At 61.3% G+C, this 18518-nt stretch carries 15 protein-coding genes; 10 read left to right on the top strand and 5 right to left on the bottom strand.

The window, feature by feature from the left end:
• Positions 1-140 precede the first annotated feature (140 nt).
• The 4 genes from hmpA to FGL86_RS16605 all read left to right on the top strand — a co-directional run bounded on the left by hmpA (position 141) and on the right by FGL86_RS16605 (position 3179).
• The gene (gene hmpA, locus FGL86_RS16620) at positions 141-1322 is read left to right on the top strand and encodes an NO-inducible flavohemoprotein (protein ID WP_147185809.1); all 1182 of its coding nucleotides are present in this window, start codon (positions 141-143) and stop codon (positions 1320-1322) included.
• A gap of 45 nt (positions 1323-1367) precedes the next feature.
• Positions 1368-2573 carry an NnrS family protein gene (locus tag FGL86_RS16615; protein WP_342780054.1) on the top strand — a complete coding sequence of 402 codons (1206 nt, stop codon included), beginning with the start codon at positions 1368-1370 and terminating at the stop codon, positions 2571-2573.
• 76 nt (positions 2574-2649) lie between these two features.
• Positions 2650-2907: a type II toxin-antitoxin system RelB/DinJ family antitoxin gene (locus FGL86_RS16610; RefSeq protein ID WP_147185807.1), complete on the top strand. Its 258-nt coding sequence runs from the start codon at positions 2650-2652 to the stop codon at positions 2905-2907.
• On the top strand, positions 2907-3179 hold the full coding sequence (locus FGL86_RS16605; RefSeq protein ID WP_147185806.1) for a type II toxin-antitoxin system YafQ family toxin: 273 nt from the start codon (positions 2907-2909) through the stop codon (positions 3177-3179). The genes FGL86_RS16610 and FGL86_RS16605 overlap by 1 nt, the downstream gene beginning before the upstream one ends.
• A 30-nt stretch (positions 3180-3209) precedes the next feature.
• Here the strand turns inward: FGL86_RS16605 and FGL86_RS16600 are convergent, their stop codons facing one another.
• Entirely contained in the window at positions 3210-3680 is a 471-nt protein-coding gene (locus tag FGL86_RS16600; protein WP_147185805.1) for a hypothetical protein, read from the bottom strand.
• Between the two features lie 118 nt (positions 3681-3798).
• Between FGL86_RS16600 and FGL86_RS16595 the strand changes: the two genes are divergently transcribed.
• Both FGL86_RS16595 and FGL86_RS16590 read left to right on the top strand, forming a co-directional pair.
• Positions 3799-4182 (top strand): SirB2 family protein, encoded by a 384-nt coding sequence (locus FGL86_RS16595; RefSeq protein WP_147185804.1) that lies wholly within the window; start codon positions 3799-3801, stop codon positions 4180-4182.
• Positions 4183-4238: 56 nt separating this feature from the next.
• A complete protein-coding gene (locus FGL86_RS16590) occupies positions 4239-4556 on the top strand; it encodes a carboxymuconolactone decarboxylase family protein (RefSeq protein WP_147185803.1) in 318 nt (105 codons plus the stop codon).
• A gap of 62 nt (positions 4557-4618) precedes the next feature.
• On the opposite strand, the gene FGL86_RS16585 is transcribed toward FGL86_RS16590, so the two are convergent.
• The 4 genes from FGL86_RS16585 to FGL86_RS16570 form a co-directional block, all read right to left on the bottom strand.
• A complete protein-coding gene (locus FGL86_RS16585; RefSeq protein ID WP_147185802.1) occupies positions 4619-5974 on the bottom strand; it encodes an MFS transporter in 1356 nt (451 codons plus the stop codon).
• Between the two features lie 212 nt (positions 5975-6186).
• Positions 6187-7779: an MFS transporter gene (locus tag FGL86_RS16580; RefSeq protein WP_147186258.1), complete on the bottom strand. Its 1593-nt coding sequence runs from the start codon at positions 7777-7779 to the stop codon at positions 6187-6189.
• A gap of 351 nt (positions 7780-8130) precedes the next feature.
• Entirely contained in the window at positions 8131-8796 is a 666-nt protein-coding gene (gene narL, locus FGL86_RS16575; protein ID WP_147185801.1) for a two-component system response regulator NarL, read from the bottom strand.
• The gene (locus tag FGL86_RS16570; RefSeq protein WP_147185800.1) at positions 8793-10712 is read right to left on the bottom strand and encodes a type IV pili methyl-accepting chemotaxis transducer N-terminal domain-containing protein; all 1920 of its coding nucleotides are present in this window, start codon (positions 10710-10712) and stop codon (positions 8793-8795) included. The genes narL and FGL86_RS16570 overlap by 4 nt, the downstream gene beginning before the upstream one ends.
• Positions 10713-10896: 184 nt before the next feature.
• On the opposite strand from FGL86_RS16570, the gene FGL86_RS16565 reads away from it, so the two are divergent.
• The 4 genes from FGL86_RS16565 (at position 10897) to narJ (ending at position 18509) form a co-directional block, all read left to right on the top strand.
• Positions 10897-12189, top strand: a complete 1293-nt coding sequence (locus tag FGL86_RS16565) for an MFS transporter (protein ID WP_186764429.1) — start codon at positions 10897-10899, stop codon at positions 12187-12189.
• A gap of 205 nt (positions 12190-12394) precedes the next feature.
• Positions 12395-16171 carry a nitrate reductase subunit alpha gene (locus tag FGL86_RS16560; protein ID WP_147185798.1) on the top strand — a complete coding sequence of 1259 codons (3777 nt, stop codon included), beginning with the start codon at positions 12395-12397 and terminating at the stop codon, positions 16169-16171.
• Positions 16168-17730 carry a nitrate reductase subunit beta gene (gene narH / locus FGL86_RS16555; RefSeq protein ID WP_147185797.1) on the top strand — a complete coding sequence of 521 codons (1563 nt, stop codon included), beginning with the start codon at positions 16168-16170 and terminating at the stop codon, positions 17728-17730. Before FGL86_RS16560 ends, narH begins: the two co-directional genes overlap by 4 nt.
• Positions 17727-18509 (top strand): nitrate reductase molybdenum cofactor assembly chaperone, encoded by a 783-nt coding sequence (narJ, locus tag FGL86_RS16550; RefSeq protein ID WP_147185796.1) that lies wholly within the window; start codon positions 17727-17729, stop codon positions 18507-18509. The genes narH and narJ overlap by 4 nt, the downstream gene beginning before the upstream one ends.
• Positions 18510-18518 lie beyond the last annotated feature (9 nt).

Raw genomic sequence — 18518 nt, 5'->3', positions numbered from 1 at the left:
AGAGAAGTCATGATTGTCGGAATCTTCGGCAGAAACACTGCGACAGTTTGTCTGCTAGACACTATTTCACCTAGTTCGGGTATAATAAGATGCATATAAAAAGCATCATATAAATCGAACTCAACCCCTGAGGAATTCCCATGCTGACAGCCAAGCAAGAGCAACTGATCGAAGCCACCGCGCCGCTGGTGGCGGAACATCTGGATACCATCACTCAGCGCTTCTATCCCTTGATGTTCGAGCGCTATCCGGAAATCAAGCCGTTGTTCAATCAGGCGCATCAGGCGGATGGCGGCCAGCCTCGTGTGTTGGCCGGCGCAGTACTGGCCTACGTGCAGCTGCGCAAGGAGCCGGAGAAGGTCAAGGCGACCCTGGCCACGGTGGTGGAAAAGCATGTGTCGCTGAATATTCGCCCGGATCAGTATCCCATCGTCGGCGAGTGCCTTTTGGCGGCGGTGGCGGAAGTCCTGGGCGATGCGGTGACCCCGGAGATCGCCGATGCTTGGGGCGCGCTCTATGAAGAGCTAGCGGGGCTTCTGACCGAACTGGAAGCCAAGCGATATCACGAGTTCGCCAAGCGCCCCGGCGGCTGGCAGGGCGAACGCGCTTTCCGCATCGTAGAGAAGACCCCGGAAAGCTCGGTCATCACCTCCTTCGTGCTGGCCCCGGAAGACGGCGGCACGGTGGCGGATTTCGAACCGGGGCAGTTCATCGGTGTACACCTGGTGATCGATGGCGAGTCCACCTATCGTCATTACAGCCTGTCCGGTTTCCCCAATGGGAAGACGTATCGCTTATCCATCAAGCGCGAGCTGCAGGGCAAGGCGAGCCGCCACCTGCACGATACCCTGCGGGTCGGCGATACCCTGAACCTGCTGCCTCCCGCCGGGGAACTCGTACTCGATGAAAGCGACGCCCCGGTGATGCTGATCAGCGGCGGCGTCGGCCAGACCCCCATGCTGCCTCTGGCCCAGCATGCCCTGGAACAAGGTCGTCAGGTGGTCTATCTGCACGCTGCCCAGGAACAGGATCAGCATGCCTTCGGCGACGAGCTGCAGGCGCTCGAACAGCGCTATCCCCGGCAGCTGACCAGCGTCACCCTCTACGAGCGCGGCATGGAAGATGCAACCGAGGTGCATATCGGGTGGATCGACCGCGAGCTGCTGGCGCGATACCTGCCGGAAGAGCAGGCGCAGTGCTATTTCGTCGGGCCCCAGGGCTTCATGACCGCGGTAAACGACGCCTTGGCGGCATTGAACGTTCCCCAAGAGCACCGTCATTACGAACACTTCGGGCCGTCGCAGCCCCTGAGCGCGGCCTGAGCCGCCGTTATTTGAGGATTCGTCGCCATGGCCACGGAGCGCAGCTTGTCCTTGTCAATTCGTCTTACCCAGGTCATGCCGCTATGGCGGCTGGCGTTTCGACCGCTGTTTCTGTTCGGCGTCCTGTTTAGTCTGCTGGCCATGCTGGCCTGGGGCGGTTTCTGGCACGGAACGCTGCTGATCGAGCCGGTGGGCGGCATGCTGTGGTGGCATCAGCACGAGATGCTGTTCGGCTTCGTCGCCGCCATAGTCAGCGGTTTTCTGCTCACCGCGGTGCAGAACTGGACCGGTCAGCCCAGCATCAAGGGCTGGCCGCTGCTGGGTCTGGTCGCGGTATGGCTGGTCGGGCGCCTGCTGCTGGCATTTCCCGACGCTCTGGGCAGCCCGGCGCCCTGGCTTATCGCCTTGGTGGATCTGGCCTTCCTGCCTTTGGTGGCGCTGGTCATGGCGCGACTGGTGATTCGCGTCAAGCAGTGGCGCAATCTGATCTTTCTGCCGGTACTGAGTCTGCTGGTCATCGCCAACGCGCTGATGCATTGGGGGCTCAATCGGGCGGATGGCGAACTGGTACGCCAGGGGGCCTATCTGGCGGTACTCCTGTTCGGCATGCTGATGGTCATTCTCGGTGGTCGGGTCATTCCTTTCTTTACCTCGCTGCGCCTGAAACGGCAGAAACCCGCGCCGCTTCCGGCGCTGGAAAGACTGGCGATCAGCTCCGTGGCGGCGCTGATAGGGATTGAGCTGCTGGCGGTGGTGGGGCTCGCCTTGCCAGGCGTCGTCGTTGCCGTCGTCGCCCTGACGGCAGGAGTTGCCAATTTCTGGCGCCTGGCGCGCTGGGAAGGGTGGCGTACCTGGGGGGAGCCGTTGCTTTGGGGCTTGCATGGCAGCTATGGCTTCGTGGCACTAGGCTTTATCCTGTTCGGCTTCGCGGCCCTGGGGCTATTGCCCGCCAGCCTGGGGATTCATGCACTGACCGTCGGCGGCATGGGCACCATGATTCTTGCGATGATTTCACGGGTGTCTCTCGGCCATACCGGCCGGCCTATCGAAACCCTGCCCGGCATCGGCCTGGCGCTCGGTCTGATGCTGGCCGCCGCCGTGTCTCGCGCGCTGATTCCCGCCCTGTTGCCCCAGGTCACTCACTGGATGCTGAGTCTGAGCATCCTGCTCTGGTGTCTTGCCTACGCGGTATTCGTGATGCTCTATACCAAACCTTTACTCACCGCTCGGGTGGATGGCAAGGATGGCTGAGGATTATTGAACGAGGGGCTTTGGCGGAAAGACTAAAGTGTAGCTACAATAAAGCTACACAATAAAGGAGCCGCCCATGAGTACCGATACCGTTGTCAGAGCCCGCATCGACAGTGAGACGAAAGCCAAGGCCACCGAGGCGCTTGACGCCATGGGGCTGTCCGTCTCCGATGCCATTCGATTGTTGATGCTGAGAATCGCCGAGGAAAAACGCCTGCCTTTTACCGTGCAGGTGCCAAGCGCCACCACGGCCAAGGCGATGGAAGAGTTGGAGAGTGGCAAGGGAAAGCGTTTCGATGATGCCGAGACCCTGTTCAAGGATCTAAATATCTGATGCTGGTGCCGGTTCGCTCCAGCCAATTCAAGCGTGACGTGAAGCGCGTTAAAAAGCGCAACAAGGACATGACCAAGTTACGCCGATTGCTTGGGTTGCTGATCGAGCAAAAGCCTTTGCCGGAGACTTATCTTGATCATCCCTTGCGAGGAAATTGGAAAAGCTATCGGGATGCCCATATCGAGCCTGACTGGTTACTGATCTATCGCATCGAAGGTAATGAGTCACAACTGGCTAGAACCGGGACCCATGCTGATTTGTTCACTGAGTGAAGCCGTTGATTGGGGCATCGTTTTTCAACCCTACCACCACAGCCATCCATGGCTACCTGCCACGGCGCCGGCAATGGTGATCAGGCTGATGCCGAGCAGGATCCAGTGCATCGTCTGGATCAGTCGGAAGGTGGCTTCCGGGGCTTTGATCGCGCGCTGGTGAAACCAGCGGTGCAGAAACAGCGGTTCGAACACGAACAGCATCAGGGTAAAGAGCAGCCAGACGCCGATCATCGCGTGCAGCCACCAGTAGCCGGGCAGGATCAGGCGCTCCCAGCCGATGACGTGCAGCATGTAGAAACCGCTCAGGCCGGCAAGCAGCGTGGTAATGCGCGACTGCCAGGCGAAGCGCGCCTCGAGTTTTTCGAAGAATTCCACCCGTTCCTCGGGGACTTTCAGGCGTTTGACCGCCGGCAGCAGTACGGTGGTGACCATGGCCACGCCGCCGATCCATAGCACGACGGCGAGCACGTGAATGACCCGGGCCAGAGCAAACTCCATAATACGCTTTCCTTTTTTTCGATGACGGGTTGATCCCGCGCAGCAGATGGCGATGATTGAGCGAGCATCCTATTACGTATTTCCGCGCCAGGCCCTGACCTGATTCAAGGTAAAGTTCATGAGTTATATTCTCGTCAAGCATTTGCACGTTATCGCCGCGCTGCTGAGCATCACATTCTTCACGGTACGCGCCTGGTGGAGCGTGCGGGAATCGCCGCAGCTGCAGCGTCCCTGGGTCAGGGTGGCCCCGCATGTCATCGACACCGCGCTGCTGGGGCTTGGGGTGTGGCTGATGGTGCTGCTGCAGGCCTGGCCCTGGCGAGCGCCCTGGCTCGCCGCCAAGCTGCTGGGGTTGCTGCTTTATATCCTGGTGGGCACCATTGCCATCAAGCGCGGCAAGACGCCCAGGACCCGCGGTCTGGCGGCGATTGTCGCCATCGTCATCTTCGTCTATATCATTGGTGCGGCGGTGCGTCATGCTCCCTGGTCCTGGCTGGCTTAAGCTGGGGTATAGTCGGGTAGACACGCTTTCATACACAGCAGAGAAGGAAATGTCATATGAGTCACGAACAACTGCCTTCCGGTGCCGGCGAAGTGGCCGAGCAGTATCCCGACATCTGGCAGGCCTACGCGCAGCTGGGCGAAGCCTGTGCCAATGCCGGCCCTCTGGACGAGCGGACTCGTCGCCTGGTCAAGCTGGCCTTGGCGGTGGGGGCACGTTCCGAAGGAGCGGTGCATTCTCATGCGCGCCGTGCTCGTCGGGAGTCCATCAGCGCCGAGGAACTCAAGCAGGTGGCGATGCTGTCGATTCCAACCCTGGGCTTTCCCGCCGCCGTCGCCGCCATGACCTGGATCGAGGATGTCACTGAGGACTGAGAGCCTACCGTGAAATGATGACGCCGCCCGAGGGCGGCGTCGTTCTGACGTTTCCTTCCTTTTCAAGTCTGCTTGGGACGTAACTCCTGCTGCTGCCTGGCGTGACTCGCTGCCGGCTCCTGGATCTCCGGCAGATAGCGGAAGCGCTCCTCGCTGAGTTCCGGCACCCGCTGACGCTCCATGCGACGGATCGCCCCGTGCATCCAGATCAGCGACACCGCCACCAGCACGAACAGCACCATGTAGGAACTGGTCCAGACCCCGGTGAGATCGAGCACCGCACCGAACAGGATCGGCAGGAAGAACCCCCCCAGGCCGCCGATCATGCCCACCAGACCGCCGACGGAGCCCACGTTCTGGGGATAGTAGACCGGAATGTGCTTGTACACCGCCGCCTTGCCCAAGGACATGAAGAAACCCAGCAGCACGGTGAGCACCACCACCCCCCACAGCGGCATGGCCAGCGTGAAGGTGATCTCGCCTTCCTTGCCCTGCACCACGTAACTGGTCTCGGGATAGGCCAGCAGAAACAGGCAGATCAGCGAAGCGATGAAGGTCAGGTACATGATCGCACGGGCGCCGTAGCGATCCGACATCCAGCCGCCCAGGGCGCGAAATACGCTGCCGGGGAGAGTGTAGAGCGCCGCCAGGGTGCCAGCCACGGCGATGCTTACTTCGTAGGCGCCTACATAGTAGCGGGGCAGGTAGGAGGCCAGGGCGACAAAGGCGCCGAAGACGAAAAAGTAGTAGAGAGAGAAACGCCATACCTGGACATGCTTGAGAGGCTGCAACTGCGCCAGGGCAGAAGTGGCCTTGCCACCCTGACCACGCCGCGAGCGGGTCAGCGGATCCTCCTTGGTAAAGACCCAGAAGATCACCGCGATGATCGTCAGCACGATGGCATAGACCACCGCGGTCTGTTCCCAGCCTACCGCCAGCAGCAGAAAGGGCGCGGCGAAATTGGTGATCGCGGCTCCCGCGTTGCCGGCGCCGAAGATGCCCAAGGCGGTACCCTGTTTTTCCTTCTCGAACCAGTAGGAGGTGTAGGCGATACCGACGATGAAGGAACCCCCGGCCAGGCCCACGCCCAGGGCGGCCACCAAAAACATCAGGTAGGACTCGACGTAGGAAAGCAGGAAGACGCACAGGGCGGTGACCAGCATCAGCACGCTGAAGACCCGACGACCGCCGAGCTGCTCGGTCCAGATCCCCAGGAAGATGCGGCTGATGGAGCCAGTAAGTATCGGCGTGGCCACCAGAATGCCGAACTGGGTTTCGTTGAGGCCGAGATCCTGCTTGATCTGTACGCCGATGATGGAAAAGATCGTCCACACCGCAAAGCAGGTGGTGAACGCCAGGGTACTGAGAGACAGGGCCCGGTACTGTTGCGGCCGGGTTACCCCTTCGAGGTGGTTCATGGGTGGTCTCCTCACTGGGAGTGGCTAAGACGTTGTCAGATTCTCATGCTCCGACATAGGAATATTGATATACGTCAAGTAATTCGGGCGCCTGCCTCTTATGAATTCGATGCTATCACTTTGGAGGTAGCGCTTTTTCACTGGATGCTCACTGTAAAAACTTGGGCCCCGTCAGGGGGCCCAGAACAAAGGTAAAAGTCACGCGGCATCTATCAGGGATTCTTCACGTAGGCATCCTTGCGCAGATAGAACCACCAGTTGATGACCAGGCACACCGCGTAGAAGACGGCGAAGCCGTACATGGCCATTTCAGGGGTGCCGGCCTTGATCTGCTCGCCCATCACCCGGGGCGCGATGAAGGCGCCGTAGGCGGCTACGGCGGAGGTCCAGCCCAGCACCGGGCCCTTCTGCTGCACGTCGAAGATCACGCCGATACTGCGGAAGGTGGAGCCGTTGCCGATGCCGCTGGCGGCGAACAGCACGATGAACAGCAACAGGAACATCCAGAAGTACTGGTTCGGATCCGTGGCGTTGTAGGCCAGCATCATCACATAGCCCACCGCCGCGGAGGCGGCCACCATGATTACCGAGATGACCTGGGTGACGATGGCGCCGCCGAGCTTGTCGGAAATCCAGCCGCCCACCGGGCGAATCAGGGCGCCGACAAAGGGCCCCATCCAGGCCCAGGTCAGGGCGCTCGGGGCATCCGGGTTGACCACTCGGGTCATGCTGCCGTCTGCGGCGACTTCCATCATGTTGCCGAAGATGACGGTGATGGACAGGGGCAGGGCCGCGGAGAAGCCGATGAAGGAGCCGAAGGTGGCGGTGTAGATGGCGGTCATCGCCCAGGTGTGCTTGTCACGGAAGATGGCGTACTGGGTCTTGATGTTGGTCTTGATGGTGCCCGGCAGCAACAGCAGCAGCCCCAGGGTCAGCAAGATGGTGATAGGCAGCGCCAGCCACATGTTGATCCACTCCAGGGCGACCATGCCGACCACCGTGGCGACAACCCCCAGCGCGTACAGCCCCAGGATCTTGCCGAAGGCGGCGGCCGGCGTGCCGGGATGCGGCGTGACGGTACGCAGGTTGTTCATGCCGAACCAGCCGGCGAAGGCCAGCGGAATCAGGAATACCAGCCAGATGAAGCCGGCGTTCTGGATCCAGGTGTCGGTGCCGGCTTCGATACGTCCGATCAGGGTACCGCTGGCCCGGGTCAGTTCCATGGGATCACCTGCCAGGGCGCCGAACAGGCCCACGGTCATCACCAGCGGAATCAGAATCTGCATGGTGGTGACGCCGAAGTTGCCCAGCCCCGCGTTCATGCCCAGGGCGTAGCCCTGCTGCTTCTTGGGATAGAAGGTCGAGATGTTGCTCATGGAGCAGGCGAAGTTGCCGCCGCCGATGCCGGAGAGCAGCGCCAGGGCCTGAAAGATCCATAACGGTGTTTCGGGGTTCATCAGCGCGATGCCGGTGCCCAGCGCCGGTATCATCAGCAGGGCGGTCGTCAGGAAGATGGTGTTGCGTCCGCCAGCGATGCGGATCATGAAGGAGGCGGGAATGCGCAGGGTGGCACCGGCGAGACCAGCGATGGCGGTCAGGGTGAAAAGCTGATCCACCGTGAAGTCGAAGCCCAGGTTGCGCATCTGGGTAGTGATCATGCCCCACATCAACCAGACCGCGAAACCCATCAGCAGGCTGGGAATCGAGATCCACAGATTGCGGGTGGCGATCTTATTGCCTTGGCTCTGCCAGAAGCTTTCGTCTTCGACATCCCAGTGCTCGATATCGGCATTGGCGCGCTTCAAGCCGCCGCTCGAAGCGCTTTCGCGCTCGAGTTCCAGATTCTTTCCGGTCATGGTTTCCCCCTATCGCTGAGCTTGCAAAGATGCCCCGCCGTGTCTTGAACAAGGGTCGTATCTTGAGCAAGATCAAGAGCAAGGCTTTGGGGCGAAAGATACGCCCTATGCGCAAGCGGGGGAACTGACGAAAAAGACTGTAAAAGCAGACAGATACCACTTTAGGGATAGACTAAGATGTATTTCATCTGCTTGTTGGCAAAGCGTTTTTTGCTCGATGCTTCACCAGGTTTCGCGTCTTCCGCGGAAGCAATGCTTTTTAGAGGTATCCACGATAACCATGGCTAGATAGCGTAGCCTTCAACCGTCGATGCCCGCCTGCACCGCCCAGACCGCCGCCTCCACTCGGGAGCGCAGATTGAGCTTCTTGAGCAGATGCTTGACGTGGACCTTGACGGTGCCTTCGGTGATGTCGAGCTTGCGGGCGATCAGCTTGTTGGAAAGCCCCCCGGCCAGCTCGCGCAGAATCTCCCGCTCTCGCTGGGTCAGACTGTGCACATCCGGGGCGGCGGGCTTGCTGCGCTGATTGCGCAGCGCCTCGGCGAGCAGGGCAGTGAGACTCTCGCTGATCACCATGCGTCCCAGGCCTGCCTGACGTATCTGGCGCACCATCTCGTCCGGGTCCATGTCCTTGAGCAGATAGCCATCGGCACCGGCGCGCAGGGCGGCGACCACGTCCTCTTCATGATCCGAGACCGTGAACATCACCACGCGTCCGGCGAAATCCGCCTCGCGCAAGCGCTTCAGGGTCTCGATGCCATTCATGCCCGGCATATTGAGATCCAAGAGGATCATGTCCGGATCCAGCTCCGCCGCCAGGCGCAGCCCCTCTTCGGGATCGCCGGTCTCCGCCAGCAGTTTCAGGTCGTCCTCGAGCTCCAGCAGCTGGGCGACTCCGCGACGCAGCAGCGGATGGTCGTCGATGATCATCAAGGTGGCGGGGGTCTCCGAGGCTGAATGATTCATGGTGCTTGCTCTCTGTTCCCGTGGGTGGTCATGGTGGCGACGGCGGTAGGTTCCCGAGCCGGCTGGCGAGCGATCAGCCTCGCGGTCTGGGGCGTGAAGGTCAGCGTGACCAAGGTGCCCCCAGCGGCGCGATGGCCAAGTGTTATCTCGCCGCCCAGGGTCTGGGCCCGGTCGCGCATGATCACCAGGCCGTAATGCATGGGGGGCGAGGTCACGTTTTCGATACCGATACCGTCGTCCTCGATCTGCAGCACCAGCTGAGCCTCGGTGAAACGCAGCGAGACCGCAGCCCAATGGGCGCGAGCGTGCTTGTGGGTATTGGCCAGGGCTTCGCGAACGATCTGCAGGACGTGGATTTCCTCATTGGGGCTGAGCAGATGCGGCGGCAGTTCGTAGAAGAACTCCACCGGCGCCCCCATGCGCTCGGCAAATTCCTCGGTGGTTTGCAGCAGGGTGGACTTGAGGCCCGGTCCCTCGAGCTTCAGACGGAACGTCGTCAGCAGTTCCCTGAGCTGGCGATAGGCGCTGTCAAGGCCGGTGCGCAATTCGCCGAAGACCGCCGCCTGGGTTTCCCGCGGGACGTTCTTCTGCTGCATGCGCTCGAGTCGAGCGACCTGCATCTTCAGATAGGAAAGCGACTGAGCCAGAGAGTCGTGCAGTTCGCGAGCGATGATGGTGCGCTCATTCATCAGGGTTACCTGTTGCTGTTCCTCGATGCGTCGCTGCAGATAGACCGCGGTAGCCAGCTGGTCGCTCAAGGCGTTGAGCAGCCGTCGGGTACTGTCGCTCAGGGCCAGATCCTTGGCGTACCAGACTTCCAGGGTACCGAGCAACTCGTTACCCATGTTGATAGGCAGCAGCAGACATTCCCGCTCCGCATCCGGCTCGAGCTCGAGAGAGCGAGGTTCGATCAGACAGGCATGACAGCCCCAGTCGCGGCAATAGTCGGGTCGCGTGGCCGAATCGGTTGATAGGATCGGCATCTGCTGCTGATCCATCGGATCGTTGAGCGAAAGCTTGATGGGACCGATGTCGAGCAGGGTCTCGAGCTGGCGCAGCATGGGGGCGGCGCTGGCGCACAGGTCGTTGCCGCCGCCATAGAGGGAACGACTGCCGTCATGCAGAATCTGCATGGCCTGGTTGCTACGTTGAAGCTCCTGCTGCTTAAGTGACACACGCGCTTCCAAGGCCGCATAGCTGGAACCCAGTTCGCCGGCCATGGTATCCAGGGTACGACCGAGTAGAGCCAACTCATCGTTACCCCGCAGGTGACTGCGCGGGCGGAAGTTGTGGCGCGCCACTTCCTTGGCCATGGCCACAAGCTGGCGCAGGGGAATGACCAGGTTGTGGCGGATATCGTACAAGGCGATGGCCACCACCACCGCGGTGAGCAACAGAAAGAGGATCTGCAGCGTACTGATCAAACGCACCTTGGCTTCGGCGTTTCGCTCCAGCAGCGTCACCATGCTGTCGATATCGCCAACCAGTTCATCCAACTCCGCACGCAGCGGCCGAACGTCGGCGGCAGTGCCCTCGGCCGCGTTGGCGAGCGCCGGGCCAAGCGCGTTCTCCCAGTGCGTCATCAGGCGCTGATAGGAATCCCTCAGAGGATGGTCGCCGGCGCCGGGAATGGCCTCGGCCAGCGCCGGGCTGCGCAGGCGTTCACCGAAGCGTTCGATGAGCCGCGCCGCTGCTTGGCGTCGGTCGCTATCCGGCTGTGCTCGATAGTCGAGCAGAGCGGCGACGATCTGATAGCTGTTCATGCGCAGCGAGCCCGCCATGTTGATGGCGGCGGCATCGCCGCGACTGCTGTTGGCGACGCTCATGGTGACGATGATGCTGATCACTGCCATGGCGGTGATCGCCAGCAGCGACGCCACGATGCGTGCCACCAGAGAGCGTTGCAGTAGTTTCATTGGAACCGAGAGCCTCTCGATATCACCAAGTGGGGCGGTCTTTCACAAGCAAATCCATATCACTCTACCCGGTCATCGCCGAACCCTCAAAGCGTACCTACAAAGGATTACTCCCGATGCCCTTTTGACCCTCGGCGCGGACGTGGTGAGAATTTATCGCGTTACCCCACGAGTTCGTCACCCCATGAGCCTGGCCCCGCAAGCCCACCTGAGCACGTCGACCAATGGCTATCAGCCGCTGGTGGTGGTGCTGCTGTCGCCGCTGGCCTTTGCCCTGGTCTTCGCCTGCTGGACCCTGTTCGCGGTGCTGGGCATGGAGCTCAAGCGTACCCTGGGCTTCGACGAGTTCGATTTCGCCCTGCTGCTGGCTACCCCGATGCTGACCGCCGCCCTCGCAAGCCTGCCCCAGGCGCGGTTGGCACGGTGGATCGGGGGGCGCCGCGTCATGCTTGGCTGCCTGCTGCTGATCTGTCCCTTTCTGTGGTGGATCAGCGTGGCGGAACACTACCTCGAGTTTCTGCTGGCCGGCGGCGGGCTTGGGTTGGGCGCCGGATCACTGGCGGCGGGGCTGGTTTACGTCGCCGCCTGGGGCCCCCGGGGCCGTATCGGCCTGGCCTTGGGTCTCTACGGTGCCGGCACCTTGGGGGCAGGGCTCAGTTATTGGCTGCTGCCTCTGGTAAGCCAAGCCTACGGCTGGCGACTGGCGCCCAGACTCTATCTGCTGCTGGTGCTGCTGGTGGCGCTATTGCTGTGGCTATTCGCAGAAGATGAGACAGGGGAAGAAACGAAGCCGTCGTCGTCCGACGACAGCGGTTCCAGCTCTTCTCGGCGGCGCTGGCGGCGATGGCTGGCGGGACTGATGCCGCCAACCGGCTGGCAGCTGTGGCGGCTCGCCCTGTATTACAGTTTTTTCTATGGCGCCTTCGTGGCGCTCGCTCTATGGCTGCCAAGCTATCTCGCCGCCCAGTATCAGTTGACGCTCCAGCAGTCAGCGCTTTGGGCGCTATTGTTCATCCTCGCTGGCGGACTGGGGCAGATTCTCGGCGGAATGCTGGCGGACTGGCGGGATTTTCGCGCGCTGCGCTGGTGGGTCAGCGCCTGGGTGCTGATATGCCTGTTCCTGCTTTCCTATCCACCGTTCTCGATCCAGATCCAGGGCGTGCACGGCGAGGTAGCCTTCAGCGTCAGCACGCCGCTATGGGCCTTCGATTCGCTGTTGGTGCTGATGGGGCTAGCCATGGGAGTGGGTAAGGGCAGTTTGATGCGTCTGATCCATCGCGATCACGGCGACAACATGGCCCGGGTCGGCGGCTTGGCTCTGGCCTTGGGTGGACTGTTCGCCGGCGTGCTACCCATGGTGTTCGTGCTCGGCAATGAATGGATCGGCATTCGTAGCGCCGGCTTCATGTTTCTCTATGGCGCTCTGGTGGTCTGCATGCTAGTAATGCTCTGGGATCACGCCAGCGGTCAGTCTTGAGCACCGGCCAATATCATATCTCTCGGTGACTTTTCTTATATCCCATTGGAGGTAGTCCCCGGGTATGTAGAGGTAACCACGGCGAAATTCCCTTGCCAATCGAGCAGAATTGTCTCAACACCGCCGCAAGGGCCCGCCCTATCGAAGGCGGGCCGGGCGAACCCTGGGTTCGCTCGTATTCTTTCAAGGAGCCTGGAGATCGACCATGAGTTATTTTCTGGATCGGCTTAAGTACTTGGCCACCAAGCCCGCGCATTTCGCCGATGGCCATGGCGAAACCCGGGATGAAACCCGCAAATGGGAAGACGGCTATCGCGCCCGCTGGCAGCACGACAAGATCGTGCGCAGCACTCACGGAGTGAACTGTACCGGCTCCTGCAGCTGGAAGATCTACGTCAAGAACGGCCTGGTCACCTGGGAAAACCAGCAGACCGACTATCCTCGCACCCGGCCGGATCTGCCCAATCACGAGCCCCGGGGCTGCCCGCGGGGCGCCAGCTATTCCTGGTATCTGTACAGCGCCAACCGGCTCAAGTATCCCTTGATTCGCCAGTCCCTGGTGCGCCTGTGGCAGGAAGCGCGCAAGGAGCACAAGGACCCGGTGGATGCCTGGGCCTCCATCGTCGAGGATCCCGAGAAGACCCAGCAGTACAAGAAGATTCGCGGTCTTGGCGGTTTCGTACGGGCGGACTGGGATGGCATGAACGAGTTGATCGCCGCCGCCAACGTCTACACCGCCAAGCAGTACGGCCCCGACCGGGTAATCGGCTTCTCGCCGATTCCCGCCATGTCCATGGTGTCCTACGCCTCCGGCGCACGCTATCTGTCGCTGATCGGCGGGGTCTGCCTGTCCTTCTACGACTGGTACTGCGACCTGCCTCCGTCCAGCCCTCAGACCTGGGGCGAGCAGACCGACGTGCCGGAATCCGCGGACTGGTACAACAGCAACTACCTGATCGCCTGGGGCTCCAACGTCCCCCAGACTCGCTCCCCTGACGCCCACTTCTTCACCGAGGTGCGTTACAAGGGCACCAAGACCGTCGCCATCACCCCGGACTATGCGGAAGTCTCCAAGCTCTGCGACGAGTGGCTCTCTCCCAAGCAAGGCACTGACGCGGCCCTGGCCATCGCCATGGGTCATGTAATTCTCAAGGAATTTCACCTGGAGAATCCCAGCGTCTATTTCACCGACTACGTGCGCCGCTATACGGACATGCCGTTCCTGGTGGAGCTGGAGCGTCGGGGAGACGGTCTCTTCGTGCCGGGCCGCCAGCTGCGCAGCTCGGATTTCGAAGGCGGCATGGGCCAGGCCAACAACCCGGAATGGAAAACCGTCGCCTGGGACGAGATCAGCGACAGCCTGGTGGTGCCGCGAGGTTCCATCGGCTTCCGCTGGGGCGAGAAAGAAGGCGATACCGGTCGCTGGAACCTGGAATCCAAGGATGCGAACGGCAAGGAAATCAAGCTGACCTTGTCTTTGATGGATCGCCATGACGAAGTTGCTCGGGTGGGCTTTCCCTATTTCGGCGGCATCCAGCACAAGCATTTCAACCACGTCGACGCCAACGAAATCCTGCAGCACAACCTGCCCGCCAAGCGGGTGACCCTGGCGGATGGTCGCGAGGTGCTGGCGGTCACCGTGTTCGACCTGATGTGCGCCAACTACGGTATCGACCGTGGCTTGTCCACGACCGGCGAGGAAGGCGAAGACGACGGCGCTACCAGCTACGATCAGATCAAGCCCTATACCCCGGCCTGGCAGGAGAAGATCACCGGGGTGCCGGCAAAGCAGGTCATTCGCCTGGCTCGGGAGTTCGCCAGCAACGCGGACAAGACCCACGGTCGCAGCATGATCATCGTCGGTGCTGGCATGAACCACTGGTACCACATGGACATGAACTACCGGGGTCTGATCAACATGCTGATCCTGTGTGGCTGTGTGGGCCAGACCGGCGGCGGCTGGTCACATTACGTGGGACAGGAGAAGCTGCGCCCCCAGACCGGCTGGACTCCGCTGGCCTTCGGCCTGGACTGGAGCCGTCCGCCTCGGCACATGAACGGCACTTCCTTCTTCTACAATCACTCCAGCCAATGGCGCTACGAGAAGCTCGATGTCAAGGAGATCCTCTCACCGTTGGCCAAGGCGGAGGATTATGCCGGCTCGCTGATCGACTACAACGTGCGCGCCGAACGCATGGGCTGGCTGCCTTCAGCGCCGCAGCTCAGCATCAACCCGCTGCGCCTGACCAAGGCAGCCAAGGATGCCGGCAGCAAGTCCACCGCGGACTACGTGGTGGATCAGCTCAAGAGCGGCAAGCTGCGTTTCGCCGCGGAAGAGCCGGATAACCCGCAGAACTTCCCGCGCAACATGTTCATCTGGCGCTCCAATCTGCTGGGCAGCTCCGGCAAGGGCCACGACTACATGCTCAAGTACCTGCTCGGCGCCAACCATGGCATCCAGGGCAAGAATCTGGGCGACATGGACGGCATCAAGCCCCAGGAAGTGGATTGGCAGGACGAGGCGGCGGAAGGTAAGGTCGATCTGCTGGTGACCCTGGACTTCCGCATGTCCACCACCTGTCTGTATTCCGACATCGTGCTGCCTACGGCCACCTGGTACGAGAAGGACGACCTCAACACCTCGGACATGCATCCGTTCATCCACCCGCTGACCGCCGCCACCGATCCGGCCTGGGAATCCCGCAGCGACTGGGACATCTACAAGGGCATCGCCAAGGCGTTCTCCAGGGTGTGCGTCGGTCATCTGGGTGAAGAAACCGATCTGGTGACCCTGCCCATGCAGCACGACTCCCCCGGAGAGCTGGCTCAGGTCAACGTGCTGGACTGGAAAAAAGGCGAGTGCGACCCGATCCCGGGCAAGACCATGCCGAGCCTGATCGAGGTCAAGCGCGACTATCCCGCCACCTACGAACGCTTCACCTCTGTGGGGCCGCTGCTGGAAAGTCTCGGCAACGGCGGCAAGGGCATCAGCTGGAAGACCGAGGAAGAGGTCGAGCTGCTGCGCGGGCTCAACCATCGCAAGCTGGACGGTCCGGCCAAGGGCCAGCCGCTGATCGAGTCCGCCATCGATGCGGCGGAGATGATTCTGACTCTGGCACCCGAGACCAACGGCAAGGTGGCGGTGAAGGCCTGGGAGGCGCTCTCCAAGATCACCGGGCGCGATCACACCCACCTGGCGCTGCCCAAGGATGACGAGAAGATCCGCTTCCGGGACGTGGTGGCTCAGCCGCGCAAGATCATCTCCAGCCCGACCTGGTCCGGCTTGGAAGACGAGCACGTTTCCTACAACGCCGGTTACACCAACGTCCACGAGCTGATTCCCTGGCGTACCGTCACCGGCCGTCAGCAGCTTTACCAGGATCACCCCTGGATGCGCGCTTTCGGCGAGAGCCTGCTGGTCTATCGTCCGCCTATCGACACCAAGGCGGTGGCCAGCGTCCATGCACCGAAGAGCAACGGCAATCCGGAGATCGCGCTGAACTGGATCACGCCGCACCAGAAGTGGGGTATCCATTCCACCTATTCGGACAACTTGATCATGCAGACCCTGTCCCGAGGTGGTCCGATCGTGTGGATCTCCGAGGATGACGCCAAGGCCATCGGCGTCGAGGACAACGACTGGATGGAGCTTTACAACGCCAACGGCGCCGTCGCCGCGCGAGCGGTGGTCAGCCAGCGGGTCAAGGTGGGCATGGCGATGATGTATCACGCTCAGGAACGCATCGTGAACATTCCCGGCTCCGAGATTTCCGGCACCCGGGGCGGTATTCACAACTCGGTCACCCGGATCTGCCCCAAACCGACCCACATGATCGGGGGCTACGCCCAGTTGGCCTACAGTTTCAACTACTACGGCACCGTCGGTTCCAACCGCGACGAATTCGTCATCGTGCGCAAGATGAAACGGGTCGACTGGCTGGACGGCGAGGGCAATGACTACGAACAGGAGGCCGTGAAATGAAGATTCGTTCACAAGTCGGCATGGTGCTCAACCTGGACAAGTGTATCGGCTGTCATACCTGCTCGATTACATGCAAGCAGGTCTGGACCAGCCGGGAAGGGGTAGAGTACGCCTGGTTCAACAACGTTGAGACCAAGCCGGGGATCGGCTATCCCAAGGAATGGGAAAATCAGAAGAAATGGCGCGGCGGCTGGCTGCGTCGCAAGGACGGCGGCATCGAGCCGCGCATCGGCGGCAAGTGGCGGGTGCTGGCGAATATTTTCGCCAACCCGGACCTGCCGGAGATTGACGACTACTACGAGCCGTTTACCTTCGATTACCAGCATCTGCATACCGCCAAGGTCAGCGAACATCAGCCGATTGCCCGGCCGCGCTCGCTGATTTCCGGTCAGCGCATGAAGAAGATCGAGTGGGGCCCGAACTGGGAAGAGATTCTCGGCACCGAGTTCGCCAAGCGGCGCAAGGATATCAACTTCGAGAAGATCCAGGCGGACATCTACGGTCAGTTCGAGAACACCTTCATGATGTACCTGCCGCGTCTTTGCGAGCACTGTCTTAACCCGACCTGTGTCGCCAGTTGTCCGAGCGGGGCGATCTACAAGCGGGAAGAAGATGGCATCGTGCTGATCGACCAGGACAAGTGTCGCGGCTGGCGCATGTGCATCTCCGGCTGCCCCTACAAGAAGATCTACTACAACTGGAAGAGCGGCAAGTCAGAGAAATGCATCTTCTGCTATCCGCGCATCGAGGTGGGGCAACCGACGGTGTGTTCTGAAACTTGCGTGGGACGTATCCGCTATCTCGGCGTGCTGCTCTATGACGCGGATCGCATCAAGGAAGTGGCTTCTTCGGAAGACGAACGGGATCTCTATCATCGCCAGTGCGAGATCTTCCTCGATCCGCACGATCCGGAAGTGGTCGCCCAGGCAAGGAAGGACGGCGTACAGGACAACGTCATCCAGGCCGCCCAGCAGTCGCCGGTCTACAAGATGGCCATCGACTGGGGCCTGGCGCTGCCGCTGCATCCTGAATATCGCACCCTGCCGATGGTGTGGTACGTGCCACCGCTGTCGCCGATCCAGTCCGCGGCGGAAGAAGGCCACGTGGAGTTCGACGGCATACTGCCGAAGATCGAATCCCTGCGTATTCCAGTGCGTTATCTCGCCAACATGCTGACCGCTGGTGACGAGAAACCGGTAGTGCTGGCGCTCAAGCGCATGATGGCGATGCGCCTCTACATGCGCGCCAAGCATGTGGAAGGCGAGGGCAGCCTTGATGCGATCAAGGAAGTCGGTCTGACGGAGGCTCAGGTAGAGGAGATGTATCGTTACCTGGCCATCGCCAACTACGAGGACCGCTTCGTGATTCCCACCGGTAAACGAGAAATTCCTCGGGACGCCTACGCGGAGCGCGGCGGCTGCGGCTTCAGCTTCGGCGACGGCTGCAACGGCGGCAATCGCACCAACCTGTTCGGCGGTCGTAGCCAGACCACCACTCTGGTCCAGCCGGTGGAAACCTTCGATCCCGGCCAAGAGAAAGAAAAGGAGGTGCAGTCATGAGCCAATCAACAGCCATGAGCGGACAAGCCAATCACACTCTATTGAGTCTGCGGGTACTGGCCCGGCTACTGGATTATCCCACTGCGGAATTGCAGGACGCCGCGCCGGAAATGGTCGAGATCATCGATACGGAGCGTCGCCTGCCGGCGCTCCAGCGCCAGGCGCTGAGCGACTGGTGCGGACGTATCCAGCAGGCGGACCTGCTGGACCTGCAGGCAGAGTACGTGGGCCTGTTCGATCGCGGCAAGGCCACTGCACTGCTGCTGTTCGAGCACGTGCACGGGGAATCCCGGGATCGCGGCCAGGCCATGGTGGATCTACTCGCGGAATACGAGGCGGCGGGCTTCATGCTGGACGCCCGAGAGCTGCCGGATTATCTGCCGGTGTTCCTCGAATACCTTTCCACTCGGGATGAGGCGGAAATCGGCCGCTGGCTGGGGGATATTCGCCATATCTTGGCGTTGCTGGCAGCGCGTCTCGAAGAGCGGGAAGCGGATCATGCCCTGGTGCCAACGGCGCTACTCGCTCTGATCGGTGCGGAAGGGGATATCCAGGTGCATCGACCCAAGGTCAAGGAAGAGAAACCGGATCACACCGCCGAGGCCCTGGACGCGGTCTGGGAAGAGGAGGCGGTGCGCTTTTCCGCGGAATCCGATGAGGACTGCGCCCTGCAATCCGCGGAAGGGCGCCGCCGTGCGGAGCGAAAAAACGAAGTCGCCAGTCAGACCGTTCGCATCATGCCGGCGCCGGACGCTGTACCCACGGCGATAGAGCGCTAAGAGGAGAGA

This window comes from Pistricoccus aurantiacus, assembly GCF_007954585.1.
Lineage (GTDB): Bacteria > Pseudomonadota > Gammaproteobacteria > Pseudomonadales > Halomonadaceae > Pistricoccus > Pistricoccus aurantiacus.
Note: the sequence above shows the minus strand (reverse complement) of the source record. Positions and strands in the feature narration are given on the sequence as shown.

Excerpts from the sequence above, each read along its gene's own strand:
- FGL86_RS16585 (WP_147185802.1), bottom strand. The coding sequence starts at position 5,974 with ATGAACCACCTCGAAGGGGTAACCCGGCCGCAACAGTACCGGGCCCTG.
- FGL86_RS16590 (WP_147185803.1), top strand. The coding sequence starts at position 4,239 with ATGAGTCACGAACAACTGCCTTCCGGTGCCGGCGAAGTGGCCGAGCAG.
- FGL86_RS16565 (WP_186764429.1), top strand. The coding sequence starts at position 10,897 with ATGAGCCTGGCCCCGCAAGCCCACCTGAGCACGTCGACCAATGGCTAT.
- FGL86_RS16600 (WP_147185805.1), bottom strand. The coding sequence starts at position 3,680 with ATGGAGTTTGCTCTGGCCCGGGTCATTCACGTGCTCGCCGTCGTGCTA.
- FGL86_RS16570 (WP_147185800.1), bottom strand. The coding sequence starts at position 10,712 with ATGAAACTACTGCAACGCTCTCTGGTGGCACGCATCGTGGCGTCGCTG.
- narL (WP_147185801.1), bottom strand. The coding sequence starts at position 8,796 with ATGAATCATTCAGCCTCGGAGACCCCCGCCACCTTGATGATCATCGAC.
- FGL86_RS16605 (WP_147185806.1), top strand. The coding sequence starts at position 2,907 with ATGCTGGTGCCGGTTCGCTCCAGCCAATTCAAGCGTGACGTGAAGCGC.
- hmpA (WP_147185809.1), top strand. The coding sequence starts at position 141 with ATGCTGACAGCCAAGCAAGAGCAACTGATCGAAGCCACCGCGCCGCTG.
- FGL86_RS16610 (WP_147185807.1), top strand. The coding sequence starts at position 2,650 with ATGAGTACCGATACCGTTGTCAGAGCCCGCATCGACAGTGAGACGAAA.
- FGL86_RS16595 (WP_147185804.1), top strand. The coding sequence starts at position 3,799 with ATGAGTTATATTCTCGTCAAGCATTTGCACGTTATCGCCGCGCTGCTG.
- narJ (WP_147185796.1), top strand. The coding sequence starts at position 17,727 with ATGAGCCAATCAACAGCCATGAGCGGACAAGCCAATCACACTCTATTG.
- narH (WP_147185797.1), top strand. The coding sequence starts at position 16,168 with ATGAAGATTCGTTCACAAGTCGGCATGGTGCTCAACCTGGACAAGTGT.
- FGL86_RS16560 (WP_147185798.1), top strand. The coding sequence starts at position 12,395 with ATGAGTTATTTTCTGGATCGGCTTAAGTACTTGGCCACCAAGCCCGCG.